Origin of the sequence: Actinomadura chokoriensis (assembly GCF_041463665.1) — a bacterium.
GTDB lineage: Bacteria > Actinomycetota > Actinomycetes > Streptosporangiales > Streptosporangiaceae > Spirillospora > Spirillospora chokoriensis_A.
The window spans coordinates 330,585-352,800 of sequence record NZ_JAXCEJ010000003.1 but is presented as its reverse complement, the minus strand read 5'-3'; the positions used below and the strand labels follow the sequence as shown (position 1 = coordinate 352,800).

The 22,216-nt window shown below is 66.4% G+C and carries 16 protein-coding genes and 1 CRISPR repeat array; of the genes, 9 read left to right on the top strand and 7 right to left on the bottom strand.

What is annotated here, in order from left to right:
• Positions 1 to 190 precede the first annotated feature (190 nt).
• Positions 191 to 616, bottom strand: coding sequence for a hypothetical protein (locus tag SM418_RS07745; protein ID WP_371939971.1), 426 nt, complete (start codon positions 614 to 616; stop codon positions 191 to 193).
• Positions 617 to 1,078: 462 nt separating this feature from the next.
• Between SM418_RS07745 and SM418_RS07740 the strand changes: the two genes are divergently transcribed.
• From SM418_RS07740 to SM418_RS07720, 5 genes are all read left to right on the top strand, one after another.
• Entirely contained in the window at positions 1,079 to 2,074 is a 996-nt protein-coding gene (locus SM418_RS07740) for a helix-turn-helix transcriptional regulator (protein ID WP_371939970.1), read from the top strand.
• Positions 2,075 to 2,112: 38 nt separating this feature from the next.
• A complete protein-coding gene (locus SM418_RS07735) occupies positions 2,113 to 3,897 on the top strand; it encodes a S9 family peptidase (RefSeq protein WP_371939969.1) in 1,785 nt (594 codons plus the stop codon).
• Positions 3,898 to 3,906: 9 nt separating this feature from the next.
• On the top strand, positions 3,907 to 5,148 hold the full coding sequence (locus SM418_RS07730) for an MFS transporter (RefSeq protein ID WP_371939968.1): 1,242 nt from the start codon (positions 3,907 to 3,909) through the stop codon (positions 5,146 to 5,148).
• Positions 5,149 to 5,216: 68 nt separating this feature from the next.
• Positions 5,217 to 6,215 (top strand): helix-turn-helix transcriptional regulator, encoded by a 999-nt coding sequence (locus tag SM418_RS07725; protein ID WP_371939967.1) that lies wholly within the window; start codon positions 5,217 to 5,219, stop codon positions 6,213 to 6,215.
• Between the two features lie 149 nt (positions 6,216 to 6,364).
• Positions 6,365 to 6,811 (top strand): hypothetical protein, encoded by a 447-nt coding sequence (locus tag SM418_RS07720; RefSeq protein ID WP_371939966.1) that lies wholly within the window; start codon positions 6,365 to 6,367, stop codon positions 6,809 to 6,811.
• A 225-nt stretch (positions 6,812 to 7,036) separates the two neighbouring features.
• Here SM418_RS07720 and SM418_RS07715 read toward each other — a convergent pair whose 3' ends face one another.
• Positions 7,037 to 7,543, bottom strand: a complete 507-nt coding sequence (locus tag SM418_RS07715) for a DUF6933 domain-containing protein (protein ID WP_371939965.1) — start codon at positions 7,541 to 7,543, stop codon at positions 7,037 to 7,039.
• A gap of 290 nt (positions 7,544 to 7,833) precedes the next feature.
• On the opposite strand from SM418_RS07715, the gene SM418_RS07710 reads away from it, so the two are divergent.
• The 4 genes from SM418_RS07710 to SM418_RS07695 all read left to right on the top strand — a co-directional run bounded on the left by SM418_RS07710 (position 7,834) and on the right by SM418_RS07695 (position 14,156).
• On the top strand, positions 7,834 to 8,397 hold the full coding sequence (locus tag SM418_RS07710) for a hypothetical protein (RefSeq protein ID WP_371939964.1): 564 nt from the start codon (positions 7,834 to 7,836) through the stop codon (positions 8,395 to 8,397).
• A gap of 520 nt (positions 8,398 to 8,917) precedes the next feature.
• Positions 8,918 to 9,340: a hypothetical protein gene (locus SM418_RS07705; protein ID WP_371939963.1), complete on the top strand. Its 423-nt coding sequence runs from the start codon at positions 8,918 to 8,920 to the stop codon at positions 9,338 to 9,340.
• A 31-nt stretch (positions 9,341 to 9,371) separates the two neighbouring features.
• Entirely contained in the window at positions 9,372 to 11,192 is a 1,821-nt protein-coding gene (locus SM418_RS07700; RefSeq protein ID WP_371939962.1) for a relaxase/mobilization nuclease domain-containing protein, read from the top strand.
• 240 nt (positions 11,193 to 11,432) lie between these two features.
• Positions 11,433 to 13,064: a CRISPR direct-repeat array (repeat unit 30 nt; unit sequence GTTGCGAACCCTCGTAGGGGCGATGAGGAC).
• Positions 13,065 to 13,727: 663 nt separating this feature from the next.
• The gene (locus SM418_RS07695) at positions 13,728 to 14,156 is read left to right on the top strand and encodes a hypothetical protein (protein ID WP_371939961.1); all 429 of its coding nucleotides are present in this window, start codon (positions 13,728 to 13,730) and stop codon (positions 14,154 to 14,156) included.
• Between the two features lie 19 nt (positions 14,157 to 14,175).
• Here the strand turns inward: SM418_RS07695 and SM418_RS07690 are convergent, their stop codons facing one another.
• The 5 genes from SM418_RS07690 to SM418_RS07670 all read right to left on the bottom strand — a co-directional run bounded on the left by SM418_RS07690 (position 14,176) and on the right by SM418_RS07670 (position 22,211).
• Positions 14,176 to 15,228, bottom strand: a complete 1,053-nt coding sequence (locus SM418_RS07690; RefSeq protein WP_371939960.1) for a hypothetical protein — start codon at positions 15,226 to 15,228, stop codon at positions 14,176 to 14,178.
• Between the two features lie 348 nt (positions 15,229 to 15,576).
• On the bottom strand, positions 15,577 to 17,904 hold the full coding sequence (locus tag SM418_RS07685) for a hypothetical protein (RefSeq protein ID WP_371939959.1): 2,328 nt from the start codon (positions 17,902 to 17,904) through the stop codon (positions 15,577 to 15,579).
• Positions 17,879 to 20,083, bottom strand: a complete 2,205-nt coding sequence (locus SM418_RS07680) for a TIGR03986 family type III CRISPR-associated RAMP protein (RefSeq protein WP_371939958.1) — start codon at positions 20,081 to 20,083, stop codon at positions 17,879 to 17,881. Before SM418_RS07680 ends, SM418_RS07685 begins: the two co-directional genes overlap by 26 nt.
• Positions 20,080 to 20,619 carry a type III-D CRISPR-associated protein Csx19 gene (gene csx19, locus SM418_RS07675; RefSeq protein WP_371939957.1) on the bottom strand — a complete coding sequence of 180 codons (540 nt, stop codon included), beginning with the start codon at positions 20,617 to 20,619 and terminating at the stop codon, positions 20,080 to 20,082. Before csx19 ends, SM418_RS07680 begins: the two co-directional genes overlap by 4 nt.
• Positions 20,616 to 22,211, bottom strand: coding sequence for an RAMP superfamily CRISPR-associated protein (locus SM418_RS07670; protein WP_371939956.1), 1,596 nt, complete (start codon positions 22,209 to 22,211; stop codon positions 20,616 to 20,618). Before SM418_RS07670 ends, csx19 begins: the two co-directional genes overlap by 4 nt.
• Between the last annotated feature and the right edge of the window lie 5 nt (positions 22,212 to 22,216).

Here is a 22,216-nt window from a genome sequence, read left to right as displayed (position 1 = left end):
GGTCAGGATTGCCGCTGCTGGCTACTTGTGCTGACTGGTGAGAAACACTCACCGGGCAGAGGGGTTCCAGGAAGAGGAGGAGTTGCGTCGCGACATCTCCCTGAAGATCGGAGGGAAGTGAATGCGATCCTGTTCGACGATCCCGGCTGTCCAGGTCCAGAACTTCCTTGATCACCGGATCCACCGCTCTCTACTTGGGGGTTCGTAGTCTGGCGATTGCCTGATCGCGGGTGAGGAGTTCGAGGTTGTGGCAGGGCGGGTGTTGGGGACCGTCCGTGCTGACGAAGTGAGTGGGGCCGTACGGCCAGGGGCCGTTGAACAGCGTGATGAGCTCTGTCGAGGCCTGCCCCTCGAGCGTCTGGTGGACGACGTCGGCGTCGTCTCCCGGTGCCGCCAGCCAGAGAACTGGCAGTTGCTCCACCAAGCCCGCGGCAGCGGTTCGGAGAGCTCTGTCCTCAAGGTGTTCGATCGCGTCCTCGAGGGTGTCGGTGATGTGCAGGGCGGCGGCGTACGACGGGAGTTGGGAGGATGCCGCGCCGAATAGGCGCTCCACGTCGGGGCGCGCGATGACGACGTCGCATCCCTCTGCGCCACGGGCCAAGGTGTCGACCAGCACGGTCCGAAGCAGGCGTTGGGCGCCGGGGCCGATGACGCCGGCTCCCTGGGGGTGGCTGAAGGCGCGGGCCAGGAAGGGCTCAGGGGCAGATCCACTGCACGCGCATGGGTTGAGCCCCGGGGTGGTGAGCCGGGTGAGCCACTGGATCATCGGTGATCGGGTGGCCTTGCGTAGAGGATTCATTCTCGCTCCGGTCGATCGGTGGCGGGGGCCCTGATCAAACCGAGTTCGGGCAGCTCACGGCGCTGAATGAAACGCCTCATGGTGGCAAGTGACCAGGATTCGGCGTCCGATTCATGGGGTCTGGCGCCTCGGAAACCACCTTTGCCAGCAGCGTTGGAGAGTCCCAGCCGTGATGGCTGGGGTGGTCGGTGGTCACTTTGTTCGTTGACACCAAACGCTCATCCAACAACTTGTGACGCTATTCACTCGCGTAGATACTCTCTGTCATGGGAGGTGTGAGTGAGTACCGAGCTCGAACAGACGGCCACCAGGCTCTTGAACGGAATCGTCCCGGAAGAGCTGCTCGTCCCTTACGCCCGGCTTCTGGGATCGGACGGATGCCTGCCCTCCGAAGCTGCCGAGGTTCTCGGCGGGCCACGGATCGTCGAGGCGTTGAAGGAGACCGGGCTGGCCTACCTCATGCCGTTGGGGATGGCGGTTCCCCCGCGGCTCGTCGCCACCGCGCCGGATCTGGCCTTGCAAGGGGCGCTTGCCGCGCTGTCTCGCAAACTGGTCGATGACCAGCAACGGTTGCTGGACGGTCAACGGCGCATGGTCGATATGCACCCCTTCCCTGGAGTGATGGAGGGCCAGACCGACCAGCTGGTGCGGATCCTCACGGACCGCAACGAGATCACCGACACCTCGCGCTCACTTCTGGGAACAGCACGACGCCACTGGCTGACCCTGGAGAACTTCGCCATGGAACGACCGCTGGAAGAGCTGGCTGGAATGCCTCCCCTTCCGGCCTTCGAGGGCAACGTCACGAGCCGGACCATCTACCAGGCGTCCTGCGCCGAGCATCCCGTCGGCGCCAAGATCATCCAGATGCACACTCGGGCCGGTGAAGAGGCCAGGATCCTGCCCGAGATCGGCATGAAGATGAAGTTGGCCGATGAGGCGGTGGCGCTGCTACCACTGACTCCCACCGGGTTGCCCGGCGCCCTGCTGATCAAATCCCCGGTGATCGTCGCCGCCCTGCGTGAGTACTTCGAGCTGCTTTGGCAGCGCGCGGTCCCGCTCGGCGAGACCGAGCCGCAGCTGCCGCTCAAGCCTGTCCAGACGACGATCTTGCGGATGCTGGCGCAAGGAATGAGCGACGACGGGATCTCCCGGCGGATCGGGTTGAAGACCAGCAGCGTGCGACGGCATGTCAGCGCGATCAGCAAGCAGCTCGGCACCACCAGCCGCGTCGCGATGGGCGCCGCAGCCGTCCGCCGCGGCTGGATCAAATGACTCGACCCCTCTGGAGCGCATCAGCGATGCCCGACTACTTGGACTTCGTCCCCACCGAGCGTTTCCGCGGGCAAGTGGTCCTGTCTGCGGATGCCGAGACCGTGGCCTACTGCAGCAATGCCGCAGGCTCCTTCGACATCTGGACGATTCCGACCGTCGGCGGGCCACCGCGCAGGTTGACCCAGCTCGATGGCCAGGCGGTGCGGCAACTCGCATGGTGGCCGGACGGCAAGGGCCTGGTCTTCACTGCCGACCGTAACGGCGATGAGCAGTACCGCATCTACCGCATCGATGCCGACAGCCAGGAGCCCACTGAAATCAGTAGTGGCCCGGACTGCCAGCGCGTCTTGGCGGACGTCCCGTTCGACGCAGGAGGCCGCTGTCTCATCTACGCGGCCAACGACCGCGACCGCACCGTGCAGGACATCCTCGTCCGAGACCTTGCGGTCGGCACCGAACGCCGCATCATTCCTCCGGATGGAGTCAACTTCACCCCGGCCAGCACGTCACCCGACGGCCGGTGGTTGCTGGCGGCCGGCCTCCGGTCCAACACCGACATCGCCATCTATCTCGTCGACCTCACCGACCCCGCCCTCGAACCCGTATGCGTCACCACTGAGCATGGGAACGGGTACTTCGCCCCGGGACCGTGGACACCGGACTCGACCGCCTTCTACCTGACCACCGATACGTGGGGCGAGTTCACCGCCGTTGGCCGATACACCCTGGTCGACGCCTCGATGGAACGCATCACCAATGAAGACTGGGACATCGAGCACATCGAAGCCGCCGGCGAGGTGCTCGTCTGGTCCCTCAACCAGGGGGGACGTTCCGTGCTGCGCGCCACGCGGAAGGGAAGCCAACTCGTGCTCGCGGACCTCCCGCAGGGAGTCATCGATGCGATCGCGCTCAGCCCGGACGGCCAACTGATCGTCCTAGAGATCGACACCGCGACACGGCCCAGCGAGATCGGGGTCCTCGATTCGGTGGGCGGGTTCCGATACCTCACCGACACCCGGCCACCCGCAGTCCAGGTGGTCGATCCAGTCGAGCCCGACCTCATCGCCTACCCGGCTTCCGGCGGGCGGCATGTCCATGCTCTGCTCTACCGGCCACACACCTCAGGTCCGCATCCGATCCTGCTCTCGGTGCACGGTGGCCCAGAGGCCCAAGAACGTCCTGAGTACGCGTACGCCGGCCTCTACCAGTACCTCGTCCACGAGGGCATCGCCGTGCTGGCGCCCAACATCGCCGGATCCACCGGATACGGCCTCACCCACCAGAAACTCATCTACCGCGACTGGGGCGGGATCGATCTGGACGACCTCGACCACGCCGTCCGCCACCTTCACACCCTCCCCACCATCGACGCCGACCGCATCGCCGTCATGGGCGGCTCCTACGGAGGCTTCGCCGCCCTGTCCTGCCTGTCTCGGCTTCCGTACCCCTGGGCGGCGGGGGTGTCGTTCTGCGGCCCGTCCAACCTGGTCACCCTTGCTCGGGCCTGCCCGCCCACCTGGCGCCCCACCGTCGACGCCGTCCTGGGCAACCCCGACACCGACGCCGAACAACTCACCCGCCGGTCGCCGATCACCTATGCCGACGCCATTACCGCTCCACTGCTGGTCATCCAGGGCTCCCGCGATCCGCGCGTTCCGCAGGACGAGTCCGACCAGATCGTCACCAGGCTTCGGGCACGCGGTATCAACGTGCGCTACGACATCTATCCCGATGAGGGCCACGGATTCACCAGACGCGCCAATGAGATCAAGGCCTACGGAGACATCGCGAAGTTCCTCCTCACGCACCTGACAAGAAAATAGGGAGGCTCCGTGTCCGACTTCCTGTCGCCCCTTGCCTTGTTCCGAGACCCGTCCGTGGCACCCCTCTTCATCTCCCGCGTCGTCTCCAGCGCGAGCGTAGGGTTCGGGCAGCTCGCTCTGGCCTGGGGTGTGATGAACCTGGGTTACGGAGCCCGAGGCCTGTCGTTAGTCATGGCCTGCAACGCGTTCCCGGCCCTGCTCATGATCTGCGGAGGAGTCGCAGGAGACCGCTTCCGCCGGCACTACGTCCTCATGGGTTCCGAGGCACTGGCCTGCCTCTCCTGGCTGGCCATCGGTGCTGCGCTCTTCACCGGCAGAGCGCCTCTGCCACTGCTGTGCGCCCTGGCCGCCATCGGCGGAGTCGCAACCGCACTGTTCCTGCCCACGCTCCGTGGCATCATCGCCGACCTTCTCAGCTCACCGAACCGGTCGGCCGGGAATGCGCTGGTCAACCAGACCCAGTCGGCAGGCCTGCTCATCGGTCTCGTCTCGTCCGGGGCCATGGTCACTGCGGTCGGCCCAGCATGGTCTGCCTCAATGCGAGGCATCCTGTGCGGCCTCAGCGTTGTACTGCTCAGCCGCCTTGCGACGACCCGACCTAGCGAACCCGGCACAGGTCCCTTGCGCGACCTGTGGGACGGATGGCGCGAGTTCGGGGCACACCCCTGGGTGTGGGTTATGACCTTGCAGTACACGGCAATCACCACGGCGGTCGTCTGCTATACCAAGATCGCTGGTCCGCTCTACACCGCCGATGGGCACGGCGGCGCCTGGTCGTGGGGCGTCATCAGTGCTTGTGAACCCCTTGGGGCAGTGGTGGGCGCGTTGGTCGGCGCCCGATGGCGGCCCACCCGGCCGATGCCGATGGCCGCGCTCCTCGCCATGTCGGTCGCCATCCCCATGCTCTTGATGGGGAGCGGAGCCCCCTGGCCGTCGATCGCTGCAGCCGCCGTAATACCTGGCATCTTCCAAGCTGCCTACTACGTCCTTTGGACTACTGCCTTGCAGGAAAGATTCGCTCCCGGCGTACTTGTCCGCGTTAACAGCTGGAACATGGTCGCCAGCTACGTCCTCATGCCGCTGATCATGTTGGCGTCCGGGCCGCTGGCAGCCGTCTTCGGCGCCGAGGCGCTGGCGTTCTGGTCAGGAATGACAGCGGTCATTGCGACGCTCTCCGCGCTAGTCGCACTTCGTCTGATCGCCTGGAAGGGTTCCGCTTCGGAGGTGAGAGCCGAAAGGGCTATCGCGTAAATCTCGAACTCACTCAATTAAAGGGATGGGTAGGTGTTCCTGCCCATCGCTCGATCTTAGGTTGCAGTATGCGCTCGCTCGAGGAGAAGGCCCTTCGACTGCTTGGCGGAGTCGTCGAAACGGACACCCTCCGCCTGTACCTACGACTTCTTGGGGTAGACGGATGTTCGGTCGAAGAAGCCGCAGACTTCTTTGGGGGAGCAGACCAGGTCGATGCCTTGATTCACGCTGGCATGGCGCACGTCCGCCAGCAGACGGAGCACGCGCCTCCTCGTCTGGTACCCGTTCCGATGGACGTGGTGCTACAGCACACCCTTGTCGGCCTTGCTCGCCAGGCGTTGGCCGATTACGAAAAACTTCTGGGCGGATACCAGCGTATGGGTGCTCTTGCAGCCGCAGCCGGCCCAAAGGGGGACGCTCCGGTGGGGCAGCTGGCCCGGCTCATCACCGACAGCGACGAAGTCAGCAGGCTGACCAGCACGCTCCGAGGCACAGTCCAAAGAGAGTGGCTGACCCTGAGCAACCACACGCCGACCGAACCTATTGAGGCGTCCGGCGTCACCGCGACTCCCTCCCCAGTGGACCGCGGCGCCCGATGCAGGGCTATTTATGACGGCGATCTCCTGGAGGATGCGGCTGTGCGCGACAAGTTGGAAGCCATAGCGGAGACCGGCGTCCAAGTCCGGATTATTCCGAGGATCCGCATGAGCCTGGGACTCGCAGACGAAGGCGTGGCGCTCCTTCCCCTCACCTCTTCCGAGACGGCCGGGGTACTTCTTGTCCAGTCATCGGTGATCGTGGGCGCCCTCTGGGAATATTTTGATTTACTCTGGGAAAGAGCCATCCCCTTTGGGGGAGGTGGTATCGCGGAAAACGACTTACCTGAGATTCAGATAAGAATCTTGCGACTCCAAGTCCAGGGACTGGCGGATGAGACTATCGCAGAACGGGTGGAGCTGAGTCTCACCACCGTGCGTCGTCACATCAAAGCACTACGGGAGAATCTTGGGATCAAGACACGTTTTCAGCTCGGAGTAGTCGCTGTTCAGAAGGGTCTGGTTGACTGATCTATATCGGCCACAAACAGGCCCCTTCGGAGTATTTATGTGCTATCGCGAATATTTCAATTGCGCATATCATCGCCGCGGGCCTGTTATGGCCGGAGGCGATGATCTTGTAGGCTGCTCGGCGCCTACCCGAACGACGAAGGATGCCAATGCCAGGTGAGCCGGCCACCATAACTCCGCACGAGGATGTGTTTCGGGAGATCGCGCGCCTCCGGGGCGCGGTCAGCGAACATTTCGAGCCCAGCGACTGGCGGGTGGACACACCGCTGGGAGAGCGCGTCGTCCCCTCGCCGCTACAGGCCGTCCTGTCTGTTGAATGGCCAGCTGGGCAGCTCTTGGTGACCGACGAGGATGGGGACGAGTACGAGGTCACGTTCCCCCGGCTCGTCAACGGGGATCCCGTTGCCGAAGATCGCGCCTTCTTCATCATCGCCTTCAATGAGGCGACCCAGTACTACTGGGTCATCGACCTTGATGACGAGCGTCCCGATGATCCGTGGGTGCATGAAATAGACCATGACCTGTATGGGGACGACCGCAGGTTCCAGAACCCCAAGCGGTTGTCGCGGATGCTTGCTGCCCTCGCCGCCGCATAGATGTGGCGGCTCGATCACTCCAGCCCCTGCGGCGGGGGTCGAGAGGAGATCGTCGTGGCGACCAGCAGGGGCGAGGGTTCACATCGCTGTGAGGTGCGCTTGCTGGTCTTTGCGTAGTTGGAGTGCCGAATGATGGAGGTAGCTGGACCGTGTGCGGGTAGTGCGGGGTCCTCCGTCAAGCGCCTGCCTGTGAACCATCGTGGTGTCGGGGCGAGTGCCGACGGATCAACTCTCCAGGGACGAAGACGAACGCAGAAGGGCTGCAAGTTCGTGGTCGGGCCTGACGTGACGCTTGTAGAGGGGACTGCACGGAGTAGTCGCCAGGCGCATTGACAAGGCGTGGAGGTCCGGAGCGGGCATGTCTGCTCGGTAGACCTCGGCAAGGTGCGTGAACTCGTTCATGATCCCAACAACGCTACGGTTGGCGGTCTTCGCGAGGCGATATTCGCGCATCTGGTCCAGTTCGTGGTCGATAATCGTCTGCGGAGTTTCATGGGCTGCGAGGACCGCGGCCAACTGTTGAGGGAAGCGGTCCAGAAGAGTTGTCGCAGGAGCCAACGGTCCCAGCACAGGCAGCAGCGTGGCCTCGTTGACGAACAGGGCGACCTGAGGCTTCCAGAACAGAACCGTGGCGTACCACTGACCGAGCAACGTCGTGGCTGGCTCCACCTCGTCCGGGCTGGGCGGACCGATACGGTCCATGAGCTTCTTGGTCGCGCGCAGGACGAGCATCTGTCCATCATCCCCCGTAGCCGACGCCTGCCCCCGGCGGGTCTTCGCTGCCGTGTTCCCACCGGCCGACGACGAAGTGGCCTCCTTCTCTCCGGTTGGAGTCCTCGTCGGCGACGCGATTCTGACGCCAGGTTGACGCCACGCCGATGAGCACGCTGGCCGTCGCGCCCCCGTGAAGACAGTATGGAGCGCAAACAGTCTCATCTCACTTGAGCAGAGGCTGTGACCTGTTCCCGATGGAGAGGAGTGCCGCATGACCAGATCCGCTTCGACGTTGGAGAGCACCTCACGTGAACGATCACGAGCCCCGTACGAACGAGGACATCGAGCGACTCGCCGGCGAGTTGCATGAGCGTGTCCGGGCCCTCAACCATCTGACCCAGGACTCACCGGGGTTGTCCGAGCCGGCGGCTGCGTACACGGTCCTGGGAAACCTGGCTCAGACCTCATTCCGCTTGGCGCAGACGGCCGAGCAGATCGACGCGTTCCTGACGAGGGAGCTGGACGCCGGACGGCTCGGGCATGACCGGAGCGGCGACCCCACCCCTGCGGTGACAGTGGCCCACAACGCGCTGGGGTGGGCGGCTGAACAGGCTGCCGATCTCGGCGACACCTTCCGGCGCGCGGCGAGCGCACTCGCCCCCATCCACGCCCTGGGTGTTGGCGCGGAGCAGCCCGTTGCACAGGAGGTTGCGGAGAATCCGGGCGACCGTGAGGCGGCTCAGGTGGAGTCCGCGAAGAAGGACTTTCCCAGCTCGATCGGTGACGTCCTGCCGAATCCGTGTACCACTGACCCGGTGCCGCCCGAGCTTCGTCCCCCACCACAGGTGCCACACCCACGCCGGGAGCGTTGACTCAGGCGTCCCGTCAGGGCCCGGCGACTGTTAGGTGCCATCGCTGGCACGGAACGATAGGCCGTGTTCCTGGGGGCTTGGCGCAATGTCTTCATCGCGTTGGGGCCCATCCCGTGCAGGGCGGCGATGTCGTCTTCCCTGGCCCGGGCGAGCTGGGGGAGGCGGCTGTAACCAACGGCCGGCAATGCTCGCCGGGCCGGGGCGGCGAGCTTGGGCAGGGCCGTTTGTGACTCAGTGCTCCGTCTGGGCGTCTGAGCTAGTTCTCGGGCAGCCCGAGACGGCACCGGGGGGTGGCCGCCAAGAGCGTGGTGCCGGGTTCCTCGCTCGCCACGCACCAGGCACGGTCTGCCCTGGCCGCTGGTCGTGCTTGCAGGTCTTTCCCAACGAAGCTGGGTGACTTCGTCCGCCGGACGGCGGCGGGCGCGGGGCAAGAAATGGAAAACGCAAGCGTTATCGCCTGCGGACCGGGCGCGGTCGCAGCGAGGGAGGGGATCGAGCGCGATCCCGAGTCAGGAGGCTGATGGTCGAAGACGGCAGCGCCGAGTCTGCGTCGGGCATGGCGAGACGGCGGAACCGCCGAGCTCATGGGGAGTCGAAGCGGGGGCGGGTGTTGTACATCCTGTTGTCGGAGGACGAACACGCGGCGGTGTCGAGAGCCGCCGAGCGTGAGCGGCTGGCGACCGCGGCTTGGGCGGCGATGACGTTGCTGGCTGCGGCGAGCGGGACGCCGCGAGCAGAGCACAACGAGATGCGTGAGGTACTGCAGGCCGTCATGCAGGCGCGTGGTCAAGCGCAGCGGATCGGCGTCAATCTCAACCAGGCGGTCGCCGCGCTGAATTCGGGGGAGGTGTCGTCGACGATCCAGTGGTATGCCCGCGCCGCCGCACAGACGGTTCGCAAGCTGGACGACCTGGCCGAGGAGTTGAGAAGGCGGCTGCCGTGATCGCGAAGGCATTGGCCCTGAGCGTTGCGTCGTGATCGGGAAGGTCTTGCGCGGCGCCCGGGTCCAGGGACTGCTGCGGTACCTCTACGGCCCAGGCGCCAACGGCGAGCACCATGACCCGCACATCGTGGCGGGCTTCGACGATGCGGCCGATCTGGAGCCGGTATTAGGGCCCGATGGCCGTCGCGACTTTCGTCATGTGGAGGGTCTGCTGACACAGCCTCTGGCGTTGCTCGGTGAACGGAACTACCGCAAGCCCGTCTGGCACTGCGCCGTGCGGGCCGCGCCTGAGGACCCGGTCTTGGCTGATGGGCAGTGGGCGCAGATCGCGGCCGAGATCATGAGCCGGACCGGCTTGGCTCCGGCGGGGGACGTTGACGCCGTCCGCTGGATCGCCGTCCGCCACGCCGACGACCACGTCCACATCGTGGCCACGCTGGCGCGGCCGGACGGCGTCCGTCCAGAGGTATGGAACGACGGGTACCGGGTCCGCGACGCCTGCCGCGCGGTGGAGGAGCGGTTTGGTTTGCGTTCCACGGCGCCGGCGGACCGGACAGTCGCCCGCCGTCCCAAGCGCGGCGAGACCGAGAAGGCCGTCCGCCGTCGTCAGGCGGTGCCGTCCCGTACCGTCCTGCGTCGCAAGGTCCAGACGGCGGCCGCCGGCGCCTGCAGCGAGAGCGAGTTCTTCGAACGCCTCCAGGCCGATGGCGTCCTGGTGAAGCGGCGGTTCAGCCAGCGGACGGCCGGCGAACTGACTGGATATGCGGTGGCTGCGCCCGGTGATGTGAACGCGGACGGGCAGCCGGTCTGGTATGGGGGAGGCAAGCTCGCCGCCGACCTCACGCTGCCCAAACTTCGCCACCGCTGGGCAGGTGCGGACGGCTCGGTCCGCGGTTCGTCTGCCGTCCGTCCGCTGGACGGACGGCACCTGTCCGAGCGGACGAAGCGGGCCGTGCTGCGGACGACCGTCCGCCGCGCCGCGGACGAAGCCCGGACGACCACCGAGTTCCTTGACCGACTCCAGGATTGCGGCCTCCTGGTCAAGGCACGCTACAGCCAGTACTTGCCTGCCCAGATCACCGGCTACGCCGTCGCGTTCCCCACCGACCACGGTGACGAAGAAGCGACCTGGCACGCAGGAAGCCGCCTTGCAGACGACCTCTCACTGAAGCGCCTCCAGCAACGCTGGACCTCGCCCGCCACCGACCCCACGCCAACGATTCACGACGACCTCACTGTCGAAGAACGGCAGGCCTTCTACGATGACGCCGCCCGTGCCGCTGCCTACGCCACTGCTCATCTCCGGCGCGACCTGGCTACCAATCCACACGCGGGCCAGGACGCCTGCTGGGCTGCGTCCGATGCCCTTCATTCGGCTGCCCAAGCAACCGGGAACCATCACCTCCGCCGCGCAGCCGACACCTACGATCGCGCCGCTCGCGCACCCTACGGGCGTCTTCCTCGCCACACTCCTGCTGGAAATGCCTTGCGGACCACAGCCCGGCTCCTCGCGCTAACCGGGGCCATGAACCGGACGGCGGTGTCGGCGATGCTGCTGATTTCCAACCTCATCAACCTGCTCGACACCATCGCCGAGCTCCGCCGACTCCAGCACCGCCAAGCCCAAGCCGACGCCACCCGAAAAGCAGCCGCCCAGGTCCGGGAAGCAAAGCATGCTGGCGCTGCGACCGCACCACGGCCACCCAGGCAGGCAGCCAGACCCTCGCAAGCGCGTCTCGCGATGACCGCTTTCCCCAACCCTTGGGTTCCGCTGCTCCCTCCGCCCCCCAGCCGCCTCCCACCACCCAGCCTTTCGACACCAACCCGCCCATGGCCCCAGCGTCGCGGATAAATTTGGCACGGCAAGAATCGCCTCCTTATGTATTTTTGCGGCGTTACAGTTAATCAATGTTGGTGCTCCGGGAATTATCTCGTAGATATGCCTATGGACCGACGAACATGGTGACTCCCCATGCTGCATCATCTGAGTTGGTACCACCTTTCGTGTGCCTATCGGGGAGCTTCGAAAGTTGCTCGGTAGGGACGATGAGGACGCTCAACGAGTGCTCGTCGGTGTCCAGCCATGCGTGCCGTTGCGAACCCTCTCGGGGGCGATGAGGACCCCTGGCCCTCAACGGCGCGGACAAGGGCGCCTGGAAGTTGCGAACCCTCGTAGAGGCGATGAGGAGAGGCCCCCATGAATTCCGAGACCCGCACCCTGACCCTGTTGCTAACCCTCGTAGGGGCGATGAGGACCGGTCCTGCGCACTCGGGTGACGACGGCGCTGCAGGTCGGGTTGCGAACCCTCGTAGGGGCGATGGGGACCGCTCGCACTGGCCTGCCAGATCATCTACTACGTGTTGCGAACCCTCGTAGGGGCGATGAGGACCGTCCCACTACCCGACCGCGCACATGTACCTCACGTTGCGAACCCTCGTAGGGGCGATGAGGACCGCCGAGCACTGGATCGCCGACCTGGTCGACCCGTTGCGAACCCTCGTAGGGGCGATGAGGACCACGGTGGGTCTGCTCCTACCGGGCTGGGTCGCAGGCGAGTTGCGAACCCTCGTAGGGGCGATGAGGACACGCCGCACGCTGGCGGCGTCGGCGAGCGAGTCGCTGTTGCGAACCCTCGTAGGGGCGATGAGGACCCGTTGACGTCGGCGGCGCCGAGCACCTCCCCCACCGGTTGCGAACCCTCGTAGGGGCGATGAGGACTTGAGGCGATCGTGTCGGTCACCGGCGTGGTCGACAAGTTGCGAACCCTCGTAGGGGCGATGAGGACTCGATGAGGCGCCGCTGCGGATCGACCATCGCGGGCAGTTGCGAACCCTCGTAGGGGCGATGAGGACTTGGCCGAATGCGTGTTGAACTCCGACTCGCCGTAGGGTTGCGAACCCTCGTAGGGGCGATGAGGACCCGCACATCCTCAGGTGCGTCACCATCTGCGCCTCGAGTTGCGAACCCTCGTAGGGGCGATGAGGACCCGCACATCCTCAGGTGCGTCACCATCTGCGCCTCGAGTTGCGAACCCTCGTAGGGGCGATGAGGACGTGTCGGTCGAGGGCGGCGACATCTACCACGAGACCAAGTTGCGAACCCTCGTAGGGGCGATGAGGACCTCGGCCATCTCCCGCTGCGCCGGGTCGGTGTCGGCCTGTTGCGAACCCTCGTAGGGGCGATGAGGACGTCGTCGAGGCGATCCAGTGGACCGGCCGCAACGCGTTGCGAACCCTCGTAGGGGCGATGAGGACGCGTCCTCGTCGCCTCAGCAGCCTGACGCCGCGTGTACAGTTGCGAACCCTCGTAGGGGCGATGAGGACCTCCAGACCGGACAGCAGGCCGGGCAGGGCGTGGTGGTTGCGAACCCTCGTAGGGGCGATGAGGACCTTCCGCATGAGTTGAACGACAATCGGAGTATCCGGGACAGTTGCGAACCCTCGTAGGGGCGATGAGGACCGGACGAGGCGGTGGCGATGGTCGCCGTCCGGCCGAGTTGCGAACCCTCGTAGGGGCGATGAGGACGACAGTCGGACCGGCGGCGTCGTGGTCCGGCTCTTCGAGTTGCGAACCCTCGTAGGGGCGATGAGGACGCACCGCACCGTCAACGGCACCGCGGACGCCTCCAGTTGCGAACCCTCGTAGGGGCGATGAGGACGCAGGTGGCCGGTGCCGGTGCGGTGGGTCATGCGGGTTGCGAACCCTCGTAGGGGCGATGAGGACCCCAGGGTAAAGCCGCAGGTGGGCCGAGGAAAGAGCAGCTCGCTAGAGGCGGAATCTTCAGCAAACCGTCGGTTGTGCTGTTGACCCCGGCGTGTCGCTGAAAGCGCATTGATCAACTTGTCCTGGGTCGGATGGTGCAGGAGGCCAGCAGACGATGGTCGGAGGCTTGGCCATGGTCTCCTACCCGCGCCGCTCGAGACGCGTTGGGGGAGGGAACGGTTGACTTCTGGAGGGGATCTCGGTGAATCGATCCCGTTGAGTCGCTGGATGTCGAGCTGCTGATCGGGGCCGGACCCCTCCTGGACGCGCCGCCGCACAGGTGGTCACCCGGTCCGCCGTCGCCTCGAACACAACTCGACCGCTTCGCCCGAAAGTGCGGTCTCGACTGCGATACCAGTGGTTCGGGAACATGAGGCGAGGTCCTGTGATGTCGGCATGGTCGGGTGGGCACTCGTCCATCGGTTGGGGGCATGGGAATACCTGTCGGGAGATGAAGAGCATGGCTGGTCGAACGGATGGACGTCGATCGCGTGCGGGGGGCAGCAGGGGCGCGGCGGCGAGCGGTGGCCGGGGCCGATGGACCATGGCATCGGGGTTCGGCCGTGCGTTCGTGGTCGGGCTGACGGCGCTGGTAGCGTTTGGCGAAGCCCCACTACGCGCCGGATGAGCCGCTCTGAGGCGTATACACAGCGCATCCGCACCCGCCCCTATGGCCCGCGCGAGTTGGCGTTGGACGGCGTCGCCGCCTGGTTCCACGGACCGTTCGCCGTGCTGACATTTACCGATAGCGGAACGGCCCTGACCGTCCGCGCCGATCTCGACGCCCCCTCTCTCGGCCTCGACCTCCTTCAATTCTTCACCTCTGTGGGAAACGCGACAGCCGCCTGCCTTCCGCGGCCCGAACGGTTGGTTGGGGGACAGTTGATCGGCGATGACGTCCCCGTGCTCGTCCACCGGTTCGCGGTACGGCCATCGGCGGAGGGCGTGTCGCTCTCTCTGAGGACGTCCCGCCTGGTGGTGGACGTGAGGCTCAGCACGTCCGATGCTGAACGGCTTGCCGGAGAGATCCGTCGATGGGCGAGCGCGCCGTGATCACGCTGCGTGGAGCACCTCATCGAGTGCCTGCCACAGGCGCCGCCTTCAGCAATTGATCCGTCCACTCCACGCCTGCTGCGGCCACCTGGACCGCGAGATGGCGAACCATCTGAGCAGCTTGCTCCGGAGCGACGCCGAGTTCGCGGACTGCTGCAGCGACCGGGTCCGCGCGCTGTCCGGCACTGAGGGCGCAAAGGGTGGCGATGACATCCCGGCACGATGTCCGGCGCGCAGTACCTGGCATGGGCTCATCTGCGCAGACCATGAGCAGGCGAGCCAACGTCGCACGAGCCTGTGCCCGTTCGGTGGCCATCACGATGCTCTCGTACGGGTCCACCGGCGGCTCGACGCCGTGGCCGGTCACCGGCTCACCGATGTTGGCGGCGAAGAAGCCGGGATTGGCAGCACGCAGCGCCTTCAAAGCCGTTCCCATCCGCCGGGACGCCTCCGCACGCGCCAAACCGTGACGCTCCCGCACGTCGTCCGGCACCCGAAACGGATCGGAGACCCTGCGCCGCATTCGGTGCACCAGCACAATGAGCATTTCCAGCTCTGCGGGGTCGTCCCGCAGCGGAGCCGCCCAACCCGCCTGCCGCAGGTCTCGGTCCGGACGGGCTGACGCACCCCGCCGAACGGCGTCCGCGCGCCTTGTCCGCTCCTCCAGATGCAGCAACGGGTAATGGACGAGCTGGGCCCAGGCGGCCCGCAACCACGGCTCATCATCGCTCTCCGCACGGCCCAGTCTCCCCGCCCAGGCGGCGGCGTCCTCCCCTCGTGCATCGGATGACACCAGGTGCTCACACACCACGACCATCTCGCGGACGAGCTGCCCTGACCGGGTCTTGGGCATTGCCCCACTCAACGCGGATCGCAGCCTGGCGAAGCTTGCCAGGAGAAGATCGTCGACCGTCGCCTCGCACTCGGCGCACCACCCTGGACCGGTTGGCGCACCGCAAGCTCGGCCGGCGTGCCTGGCGCGATGCAGCGGCCCGCGCGCGACGACGCGCAATGCCGGAGAGACAAAGGTGTGGAACGCCGCGTACGCGATCGCGTCGTCGCGGTCGGCCATATGAGAGATGGGCCGCACAGAGCCTCCTGAGGCAAACTCGAACGGACCGTCCATCCCACGAGCATGAAACCCGGGGACGCGGTCTTCCTCAGGAGGCACAAAGCCTCAAACGCTCTTCGGCCGTAGCCGTCGAACGCCCACCAGTATCGTGAGCCCCTCAACTCACGTCAAGCGGTTGCCTGATTACAGCCCGGCGTCCGGGCGACGACGCCGGATCCGGCCTCATCGGTGTCGCGGCCTTATACCGAAAGGTTCGGTGACAGGCTTGGGCAGGTCGTCCTCCGGTCTCTGCTCAAGCACTGATCCAGTGCGGCGACAGCGGTCGGTGGCGAGAACTGGAATGCCTGTTCATCGGGCATCCTCTCCCAACTCTTCGAGCTGTTCACAAAGGCGCGTGTAGCGGGTGACGAGTAGCCGATCGGGCTCTCTCTGACGATCACGCTGAGGACGGAGTTGCTGGAGGGCATCGACGCAGCCGCGCAGTTCTTCGAGCACCACCTGCTGGGCAGGCGGCCTCTTCGACGGTGGCCGCTTCCCCCTATGGTCTGCCTGCTCGGTTCGCTCTTCGCGGAGCCTGTCGAGCAGGTGGGCGTAGGGGGTCTCGTTGCGGTAGGCGTTCAGTCTCCGGAGCGGTGCGGAACGTTCCCTGAGCGCTTTCCACATATCCCAGTCGAAGAGGCCGGGGCGGAGCACCTCAACGGCTGTGTAGGAAGCCGGCCACGGTTCGTCTGCCAAGACGTGCGCGATCAATTCGAGGCGTCGGCAGGCCACCTCGCAGCGGGTGTTCATGCTCGCGGCCGGCTTTGCATGGCTGTACAGGTCGTGATGAAGGCGGGCGGCGGCGTCGCGGGCGGCGGCGAGGGCCGGCGAGCCGTTGGCGAGCAGTTGCCAGGCGGTGCGGGTGTCGAGGCGCCGGACGGCCGACGACGCGAGCCGGGCCAGGCGGGCGTCCAGACCGAGACGGCACAGCGTCAGACCGGCCTCGTTGACCACGGTCCGCAGCGCCCGGTCACGGCCGAGTTCGGCGACGCGCAAGGGGCAGGCGGCGTTCAGTGACCACTGGACGCCTGCAGCGACCATGCCGTTCACCGTGACCGGCTTTCCAGAGTTGATGACGAGCAGGACTTCGTCCACGTCGCGGAGGCTGGTCGAGCCGTACATTCCGGTCGGCGAGGCTTTGGCGAGTTCGGCCAGAAGCGCGGTGTTGATGTCGGCGGCGTCACCCGGTTCGGTGGAGAAAGGACCGAGGACGGCAGCGTCGAGGCTGCCCGCGGGGGCGGTCGACCGGGCGAGGGTGACCCAGGATCGGGCCCGCTCCATCGTCTCGTGGCTGGCTAGTAGGCGCAGCCTGATCCTGCCGGGGCGGGCAAGGGCGCCGCGCCGCCGGGACGCCCAGTCGATCACCTGCCGAACGGCCGCGTGACCCCCTTTGTCGTTCGGGTCGTTCGTCGGGACCATTCCGACGCACATAAGGACAAGGACGTCACCGGTCCCAAGGACGGGCCACGTCGTCATGCCGCACTGTTCCACCAGGCCGGGGACCAGGTCGCCCTTCTCCCACTGGTCGGCGTTTGCGAGCAGCGAGCCGGGCAGGCGGCGGGCTCCGGGCGGAGCGAGGTGCGCCTCGTGCGAGGCGCTCCTCTCGAAGAAGTCGATGAATTCGGTGTCGCCCACCAGCGCCGCATGGCGCGCCTGCGGGACGGGCGAGAGTCGGCGGCGGGTTTCCTTGATCAGGGTGGCGCCGCCGCGCTTCTCGGGGTCGCTGAGATCTCTCGCGAGGTCCTCCAGCGCTCGTTGCGCCGAGACGGGGACCGTGGCTGCCTCTTTCCTGGACGGCTTGCTGATCCGTTGTGTGAACCAGGCGCGCAGCAGCGAGTGGTCGATGGCCTCACCCCGCGCGAGACGCTCGAAAAAGGCGGCCTGGACGGTCGGCCAGAGCTCGGTGAGCTTGTTGAGCCTCCCTTGGTTGAGCCCGGCGAAGGGGGTAGTGGTCTCGGCGAGGCTGATGTCGGCGCGCTGGCGGGCGGCGAGCAGTCGCCAGAGGGCGGCGTTCGGCGGGTCGACGGCGGCGAGTTCGTCCCAGAAGCGGTGCCGCAGTAGCCAGTTGCGGAGCGTGTCGTGCGGGTCGATTAAGTCGCGCAGGCGGTAGGCGGCGGACGGTTCGTCGACCGGCAGCATGGTGATCGGCACGCCGGTCTCGATGCCGGCGAGTACGACGCCGGCGCCGAGAGCATAGGAGCCCGACCCGGACGTCAGCAGGCATTCGCCGGGCATGAGTGCCGCGAGTACGGGCTTCAGGGCTTCGAGACTGTGGCGGGCTGTCGGTTCGTCGACCTGGACGATGTGGACCTGGGCCTCCGGGAACCTCCGGCCGCAGAGGCCTTTCGCGGAGCACAACAGCTCCTTCATCACCTGCGCGTGCTCGACGAAAGGTTGCCCGGACGGTGCGTGGATGTTCGTCGTCGCGACGATGAGCAGGCCGCTCATGTCGGTGCCGGTTTCGGCGATGCCGTCGAAGATCTTGCGCAGGGGTCTGCGGTCATCGGGGGTGCCGTGGAAGTCGATCGGCGCCGGGGAGGTCGCCATTGGGGGATAACCGAGGTCGCCGCCGCCGATCGGGTGGATCAGCAGCGGCGCCACGTCGGCCTTTTCAGTTCTCTTCGTCGTAGACGTCAAGGTCATGGTCCCGGGAGGCGCCGGCTGACGGGAGGGAGCGGCCCCGGCCTGGCGCGATGGTCCTTTTCTCGATCTTCTCGTTGGCGGTGAACCAGGCGAACGACTCCCCGGCTGGGTTCGGAGGGGTGCGCCGTGCCTGCATCTGCTTGGGCCTGGCGCGAGGGTAGTGGACGGGGAGGTCATCGCTGCCGTGGGCCGCCGCGAGGAATGCGTGCTTGATCTCTGCGAATCCGGGCTGCTGCTCGGCTGCTCTGGTGAAGGCCCGAACGCAGGTGCGCACCACGGTTTCGGTGGGCGAGTCGGGGAGCTCTCCGGTGAGGTCGCGGTAGTACTCCGCCCACTGAGCGCCGGTGTGGAGCCGCGTACGCTCCGGTTCCAGCGAGATGTGGACGCTGCCGAAGCCGAGCGGCTTGCCGAGCCCGAGGCGGTGGTAGTGATCGCCATCGAGCGTCAGCAGCCAGAGCAGGGCTCCGAGTTCGACTTCCGGAACGTCGCGGACACCGATGGTGAAGGTGAACTCGGTGTCTTTGGTGATCCAGCCGAGTGCGGAGCGGTTCTGCTTGTCGCGCTGCGGCTCGCCGGTCGTCGCGAACGACGTCTTGTCGCGCGTGAGCGGGTCGTTCTCGTCGGGTGCGTTCGGCCGGAGGTACTCCCGGTACAGCAGCCCGTCGATGAGCTGCTGAGTGGGATCGCCCGCGGACGCCGGCGGCACTTTCCAGTAGAAGGCGTCCGCGGCCGCTCGCCGGTGATGCCAGTAGACCTTGCGGCCCCGCAGAGCCCGGTCAGGATCGCGATGCACATCGTTCTTGGACGTGCCCTTGGCGATCGGACGGTGTGGTTCGGCGGCACTCTCAGACAGATAGAACCGGCCCTGGGTCGGTTTCGGCTGGGCGAGGATTGACAGCGGCAGGCCGTCAGGGAACTCCTTGACGGCCTGGCTGGTCGGGGTGACGCAGGTGACGTCGCTGATGCGGAGACGCCCCCGGTATGCGGCCGGACGGGTGCCGGACCCGTCTTGGGCGACCCAGCCGAACACACGGTCGGCGGGGGACAGTTCGCGATAGCGGGTGGCGGGTTCGACCTTCGGCGGAACCATCTCGGCCGGGCTCGCGACGGCGAGCTCACGCGGGATCATGACCGGATACAACGCCTCGATGCGCCCGTTCTTCTCGTACGCCCAGCAGAACGTCCCCGGTGTGAGCTTGCGCCGCTCTTCATTGTTCCGGTGAGGACTGATCTCGTAGTCGCCGTCGGTCTCGATGTCCTGCTCGTACTTGCGGTGGTGCTCCATGAGAGCTTCCCAGCGCTCGCGGAGATCACTGGTCAGCTTTGTCGTGATGCGACTGCGCTGCTGGACGAAGACTCGTTCGTCACGCTTGGTCTCCACGTTCTGACCGGTGATGAAGACGTATCCCTCCTTCCAGGCAGGGGAGGGGCGGCCCTTGGAGTACGGCTTGATGCCGGTGACCTCCTCGGCGTTTTTGCCGCGCTTCGTTCTCACCCAGACGCGGTCGCCGTGCTTCGGGCGTGGGTTCGGCGAGTAGCGGGAACCGGCCTTATCCCGGTAGAAGGAGAGCTTGACGGCCTCCCAGAACTCCAGCGTCTTGCCGTCCTTCCCGACGCGGACCGGCTTCATGTCGCGTGCGTCATCGGCGACGCGGCGCCAGCCGAGCCGCTCGTTGTGACCGTTGAACACCCCGAACCGGCTGTTAGTGATCGCCTCATAGGAAGCGCGCAGCATCCCCTTGAGCGCGGTCGCCGGCAGATGGGGGCGGCCATCGCGTAGCAGTACCGGGTAGGTGAGGTGTCCTTCCTCAGCGTCTTGTGCGTTGTAGGCGCGAGCGGTGTCGAGCAGTAGCAGGGGCGTCCGGACCGTGAGCCTGACCGCGATCGTGCCCGTCCAGTTGTCCTCGTGAAGCCGGTCGGCGCCCCGAGGGGCAGCGTCGGTGAACGCACCCGTCATTCCCTCGCGTGGGAAGGCGGGGACGAAGGTGTAGGGGTTGAGGAAGGGCTCCTTGCGTCCGTTCCCAGCGTTCCGTCGGTTCCCCTCTCGTGGTTGTTTCGGCTTGGCGTCTCGGCTGGGCGGAGCGGAGGGCTTCCTCGCCTCCTGCTGGGGTTTGGCGGGCTTGAACTTGTTCGGGACTCTGATCGTGCCGGGATTCGGCTTCTTCTCGTTCATGCCTTCTCCCTGCGCAGCAGTTCGGAGAGTTCGAAGGACAGCAGGCGTTCTTCCGCGATGTAGGCGTTACCGTGTTCCATGTCGCGCGCGATGTACTCACAGGTCGTCAGTGCCACGTGGCTGCCTGCGGCGAATGCTCCTGGAACACGCAGGCTGCCCATGCGCTCGGTGGACAGTGTCGTCCACCCGTCCGACGCCTTGACGGCCTTCCCCCAGAGCAGGTAGCCGCCCTTCATCGTTGCGCTGGCCTTCAGCGGCTCAGGCTTCGCGAAGGATTCCGGTAGAACCGCCGGGTCCTCGCCGAGCAGGACGGTACGTCCGCTGTCGGCGTCGTTGAGCCAGCGCAATTCGGTGTGCTCGTTGAACACGCGGGCCTCGAAGACCCCGTCGGGTGTGGAGCGCCGCGCATCGGCGGTGGTGACGATCTCGTAGCGCCATGGCGTGGTGAGCAACGCGAAGCCGTCCGGCGCGCTTTCCATGGCTTCGGCGAAGGTGAGGCCCTCGCGGGTCGCGACGTGCAAGGTCGTGCCAGTCATCGCGTTCCCCCTGCGTATTCGCGCCACGCTTTCGCCAGATTCCCGTGCCGGAGGGCGTCCGCGAGCGTCGTCTCCGCCGTCCAGCCATTGCCGGAGAACTCGATCGCCTCGATCGTGACGTCGCCGAACCCCCGGTTGACCATGCCGCCGAGCGGGAGTCGGCGCTGCTTCAGATCGCGCAGGACGAGCAGGAGCAGCGCGAGCGCCACGTCCCGATGGTCGCCGAGCCGGGTGAGGTCGACGGTCAGCCGGATCGGTTCCCAGTCGACGCCGTGCGGTTCGAGCATGCTGAACAGCAGTTGTTCGGCGGCACCTCCCGTCCACCGGTCGATTGCGACGTGGTCGGCCTGGTCGAGTCCGCGGCTGGCCAGCGCGTCGCGTACCGATGCTGGCAGCCCCGGACGGTCCTTGCCTTCGCCGTTGTCCGGCACGCCGTTCACCACGATCTCCCACACGTCCGTAGGGATGGCTGTCTCGCTCACGCATTCGTGGACGGTCAGCGCGCCCGCGCCCCACGCATAGGCGGACGAGGCGTCGTCGGGTTTGCGGCGGGCGGCGCCAAAGAGCATGCGCACGGCCTCCAAGCCATCGAGCTGCTTGAGGAAAGCTTCGGCATGCCGGCGTGCGGTCGCGCGGTCTTCGGTGCCGTCCTCCGTGTCCTGCATCGGAGGCACTGGGGCATCCAGGCCGCGGGCGGTGCGTTCGATGAGTTCGGCATGGCTGCGGAGGGCTCCCTTGAGGGAGCTGCCGCTCAGCGTGAGTCTTAGCGTGTCGGGCCCGATCTCTGTGGTGAGCGGCAGCGTCTTGATCGCTGCCCCCTCACCCGCGGCGCGGACCATGACGGGGGCGTCGGGCTTCCAACGCAGGTGGACGGTAAGCCGCTCACGGCGGGCGGGAAGATCAGCCGCGCTGGCGTCCACCTTCGCCTCGTCGAAGTGCTCGGGCTCGCCGCTGAGGAAGGCGAGCAGCCCCTCGCGGCTGGTGAAGTCGTGTTCGTGGACGTCGAGCGGCGACGGCATCAGCGTCACGACACCAAGGCCCTTGCCGTTGGCTGCGCCCACCGTGATCTCTTCCGACCTCAGGGCGGTCAGTAGTGCGTGCAGGCGGGCGCGGTCACGGTCAAGGCGGGCGCTGGTCGTCTCGACGTCGATCTCGAACGATAGGTAGTGGCCTGAGGGGACGATGGTGCGGGCGTACAGGAAGGCCGATGCGGCGGCGCCGGTGACACGGTCGATGCCAACGCCGTGGAGGACCGGCAGGGCTCGCGATCTGAGCGGCTCGTTCGGGATTCCGTCGCTGTCGGTTCCGGTCGTGGTGGTGACGACAGCATCCCGAACCACGATCCGGCTGGCCTGACCGGATTCTGAGTTCCCGTCCTCGAATCCCCACATGTCGTTCAGCTGGCCGATGTCGGGGTCGGCGCCGCGCATCCAGGTGCGCAGTACCCCGGCGAGGCTTGTCCCCGGTACGTAGACGCGGTCCTGCCCGTCCACCGCGACCGGCAGTGCCTCGGCCGGATCCAGTGCGACACCACCCACGTGCAGCGGCGTCTGGGTACGCAGCCAACCGCGTACTCGGAACCGCCTGTCCATCGGTC

Coding starts and splice junctions, on each gene's coding strand:
- SM418_RS07725 (WP_371939967.1), top strand. CDS start 5,217: ATGCGCTCGCTCGAGGAGAAGGCCCTTCGACTGCTTGGCGGAGTCGTC.
- SM418_RS07720 (WP_371939966.1), top strand. CDS start 6,365: ATGCCAGGTGAGCCGGCCACCATAACTCCGCACGAGGATGTGTTTCGG.
- SM418_RS07715 (WP_371939965.1), bottom strand. CDS start 7,543: ATGCTCGTCCTGCGCGCGACCAAGAAGCTCATGGACCGTATCGGTCCG.
- SM418_RS07705 (WP_371939963.1), top strand. CDS start 8,918: ATGGTCGAAGACGGCAGCGCCGAGTCTGCGTCGGGCATGGCGAGACGG.
- SM418_RS07695 (WP_371939961.1), top strand. CDS start 13,728: ATGAGCCGCTCTGAGGCGTATACACAGCGCATCCGCACCCGCCCCTAT.
- SM418_RS07690 (WP_371939960.1), bottom strand. CDS start 15,228: ATGGCCGACCGCGACGACGCGATCGCGTACGCGGCGTTCCACACCTTT.
- SM418_RS07680 (WP_371939958.1), bottom strand. CDS start 20,083: ATGAACGAGAAGAAGCCGAATCCCGGCACGATCAGAGTCCCGAACAAG.
- csx19 (WP_371939957.1), bottom strand. CDS start 20,619: ATGACTGGCACGACCTTGCACGTCGCGACCCGCGAGGGCCTCACCTTC.
- SM418_RS07670 (WP_371939956.1), bottom strand. CDS start 22,211: ATGGACAGGCGGTTCCGAGTACGCGGTTGGCTGCGTACCCAGACGCCG.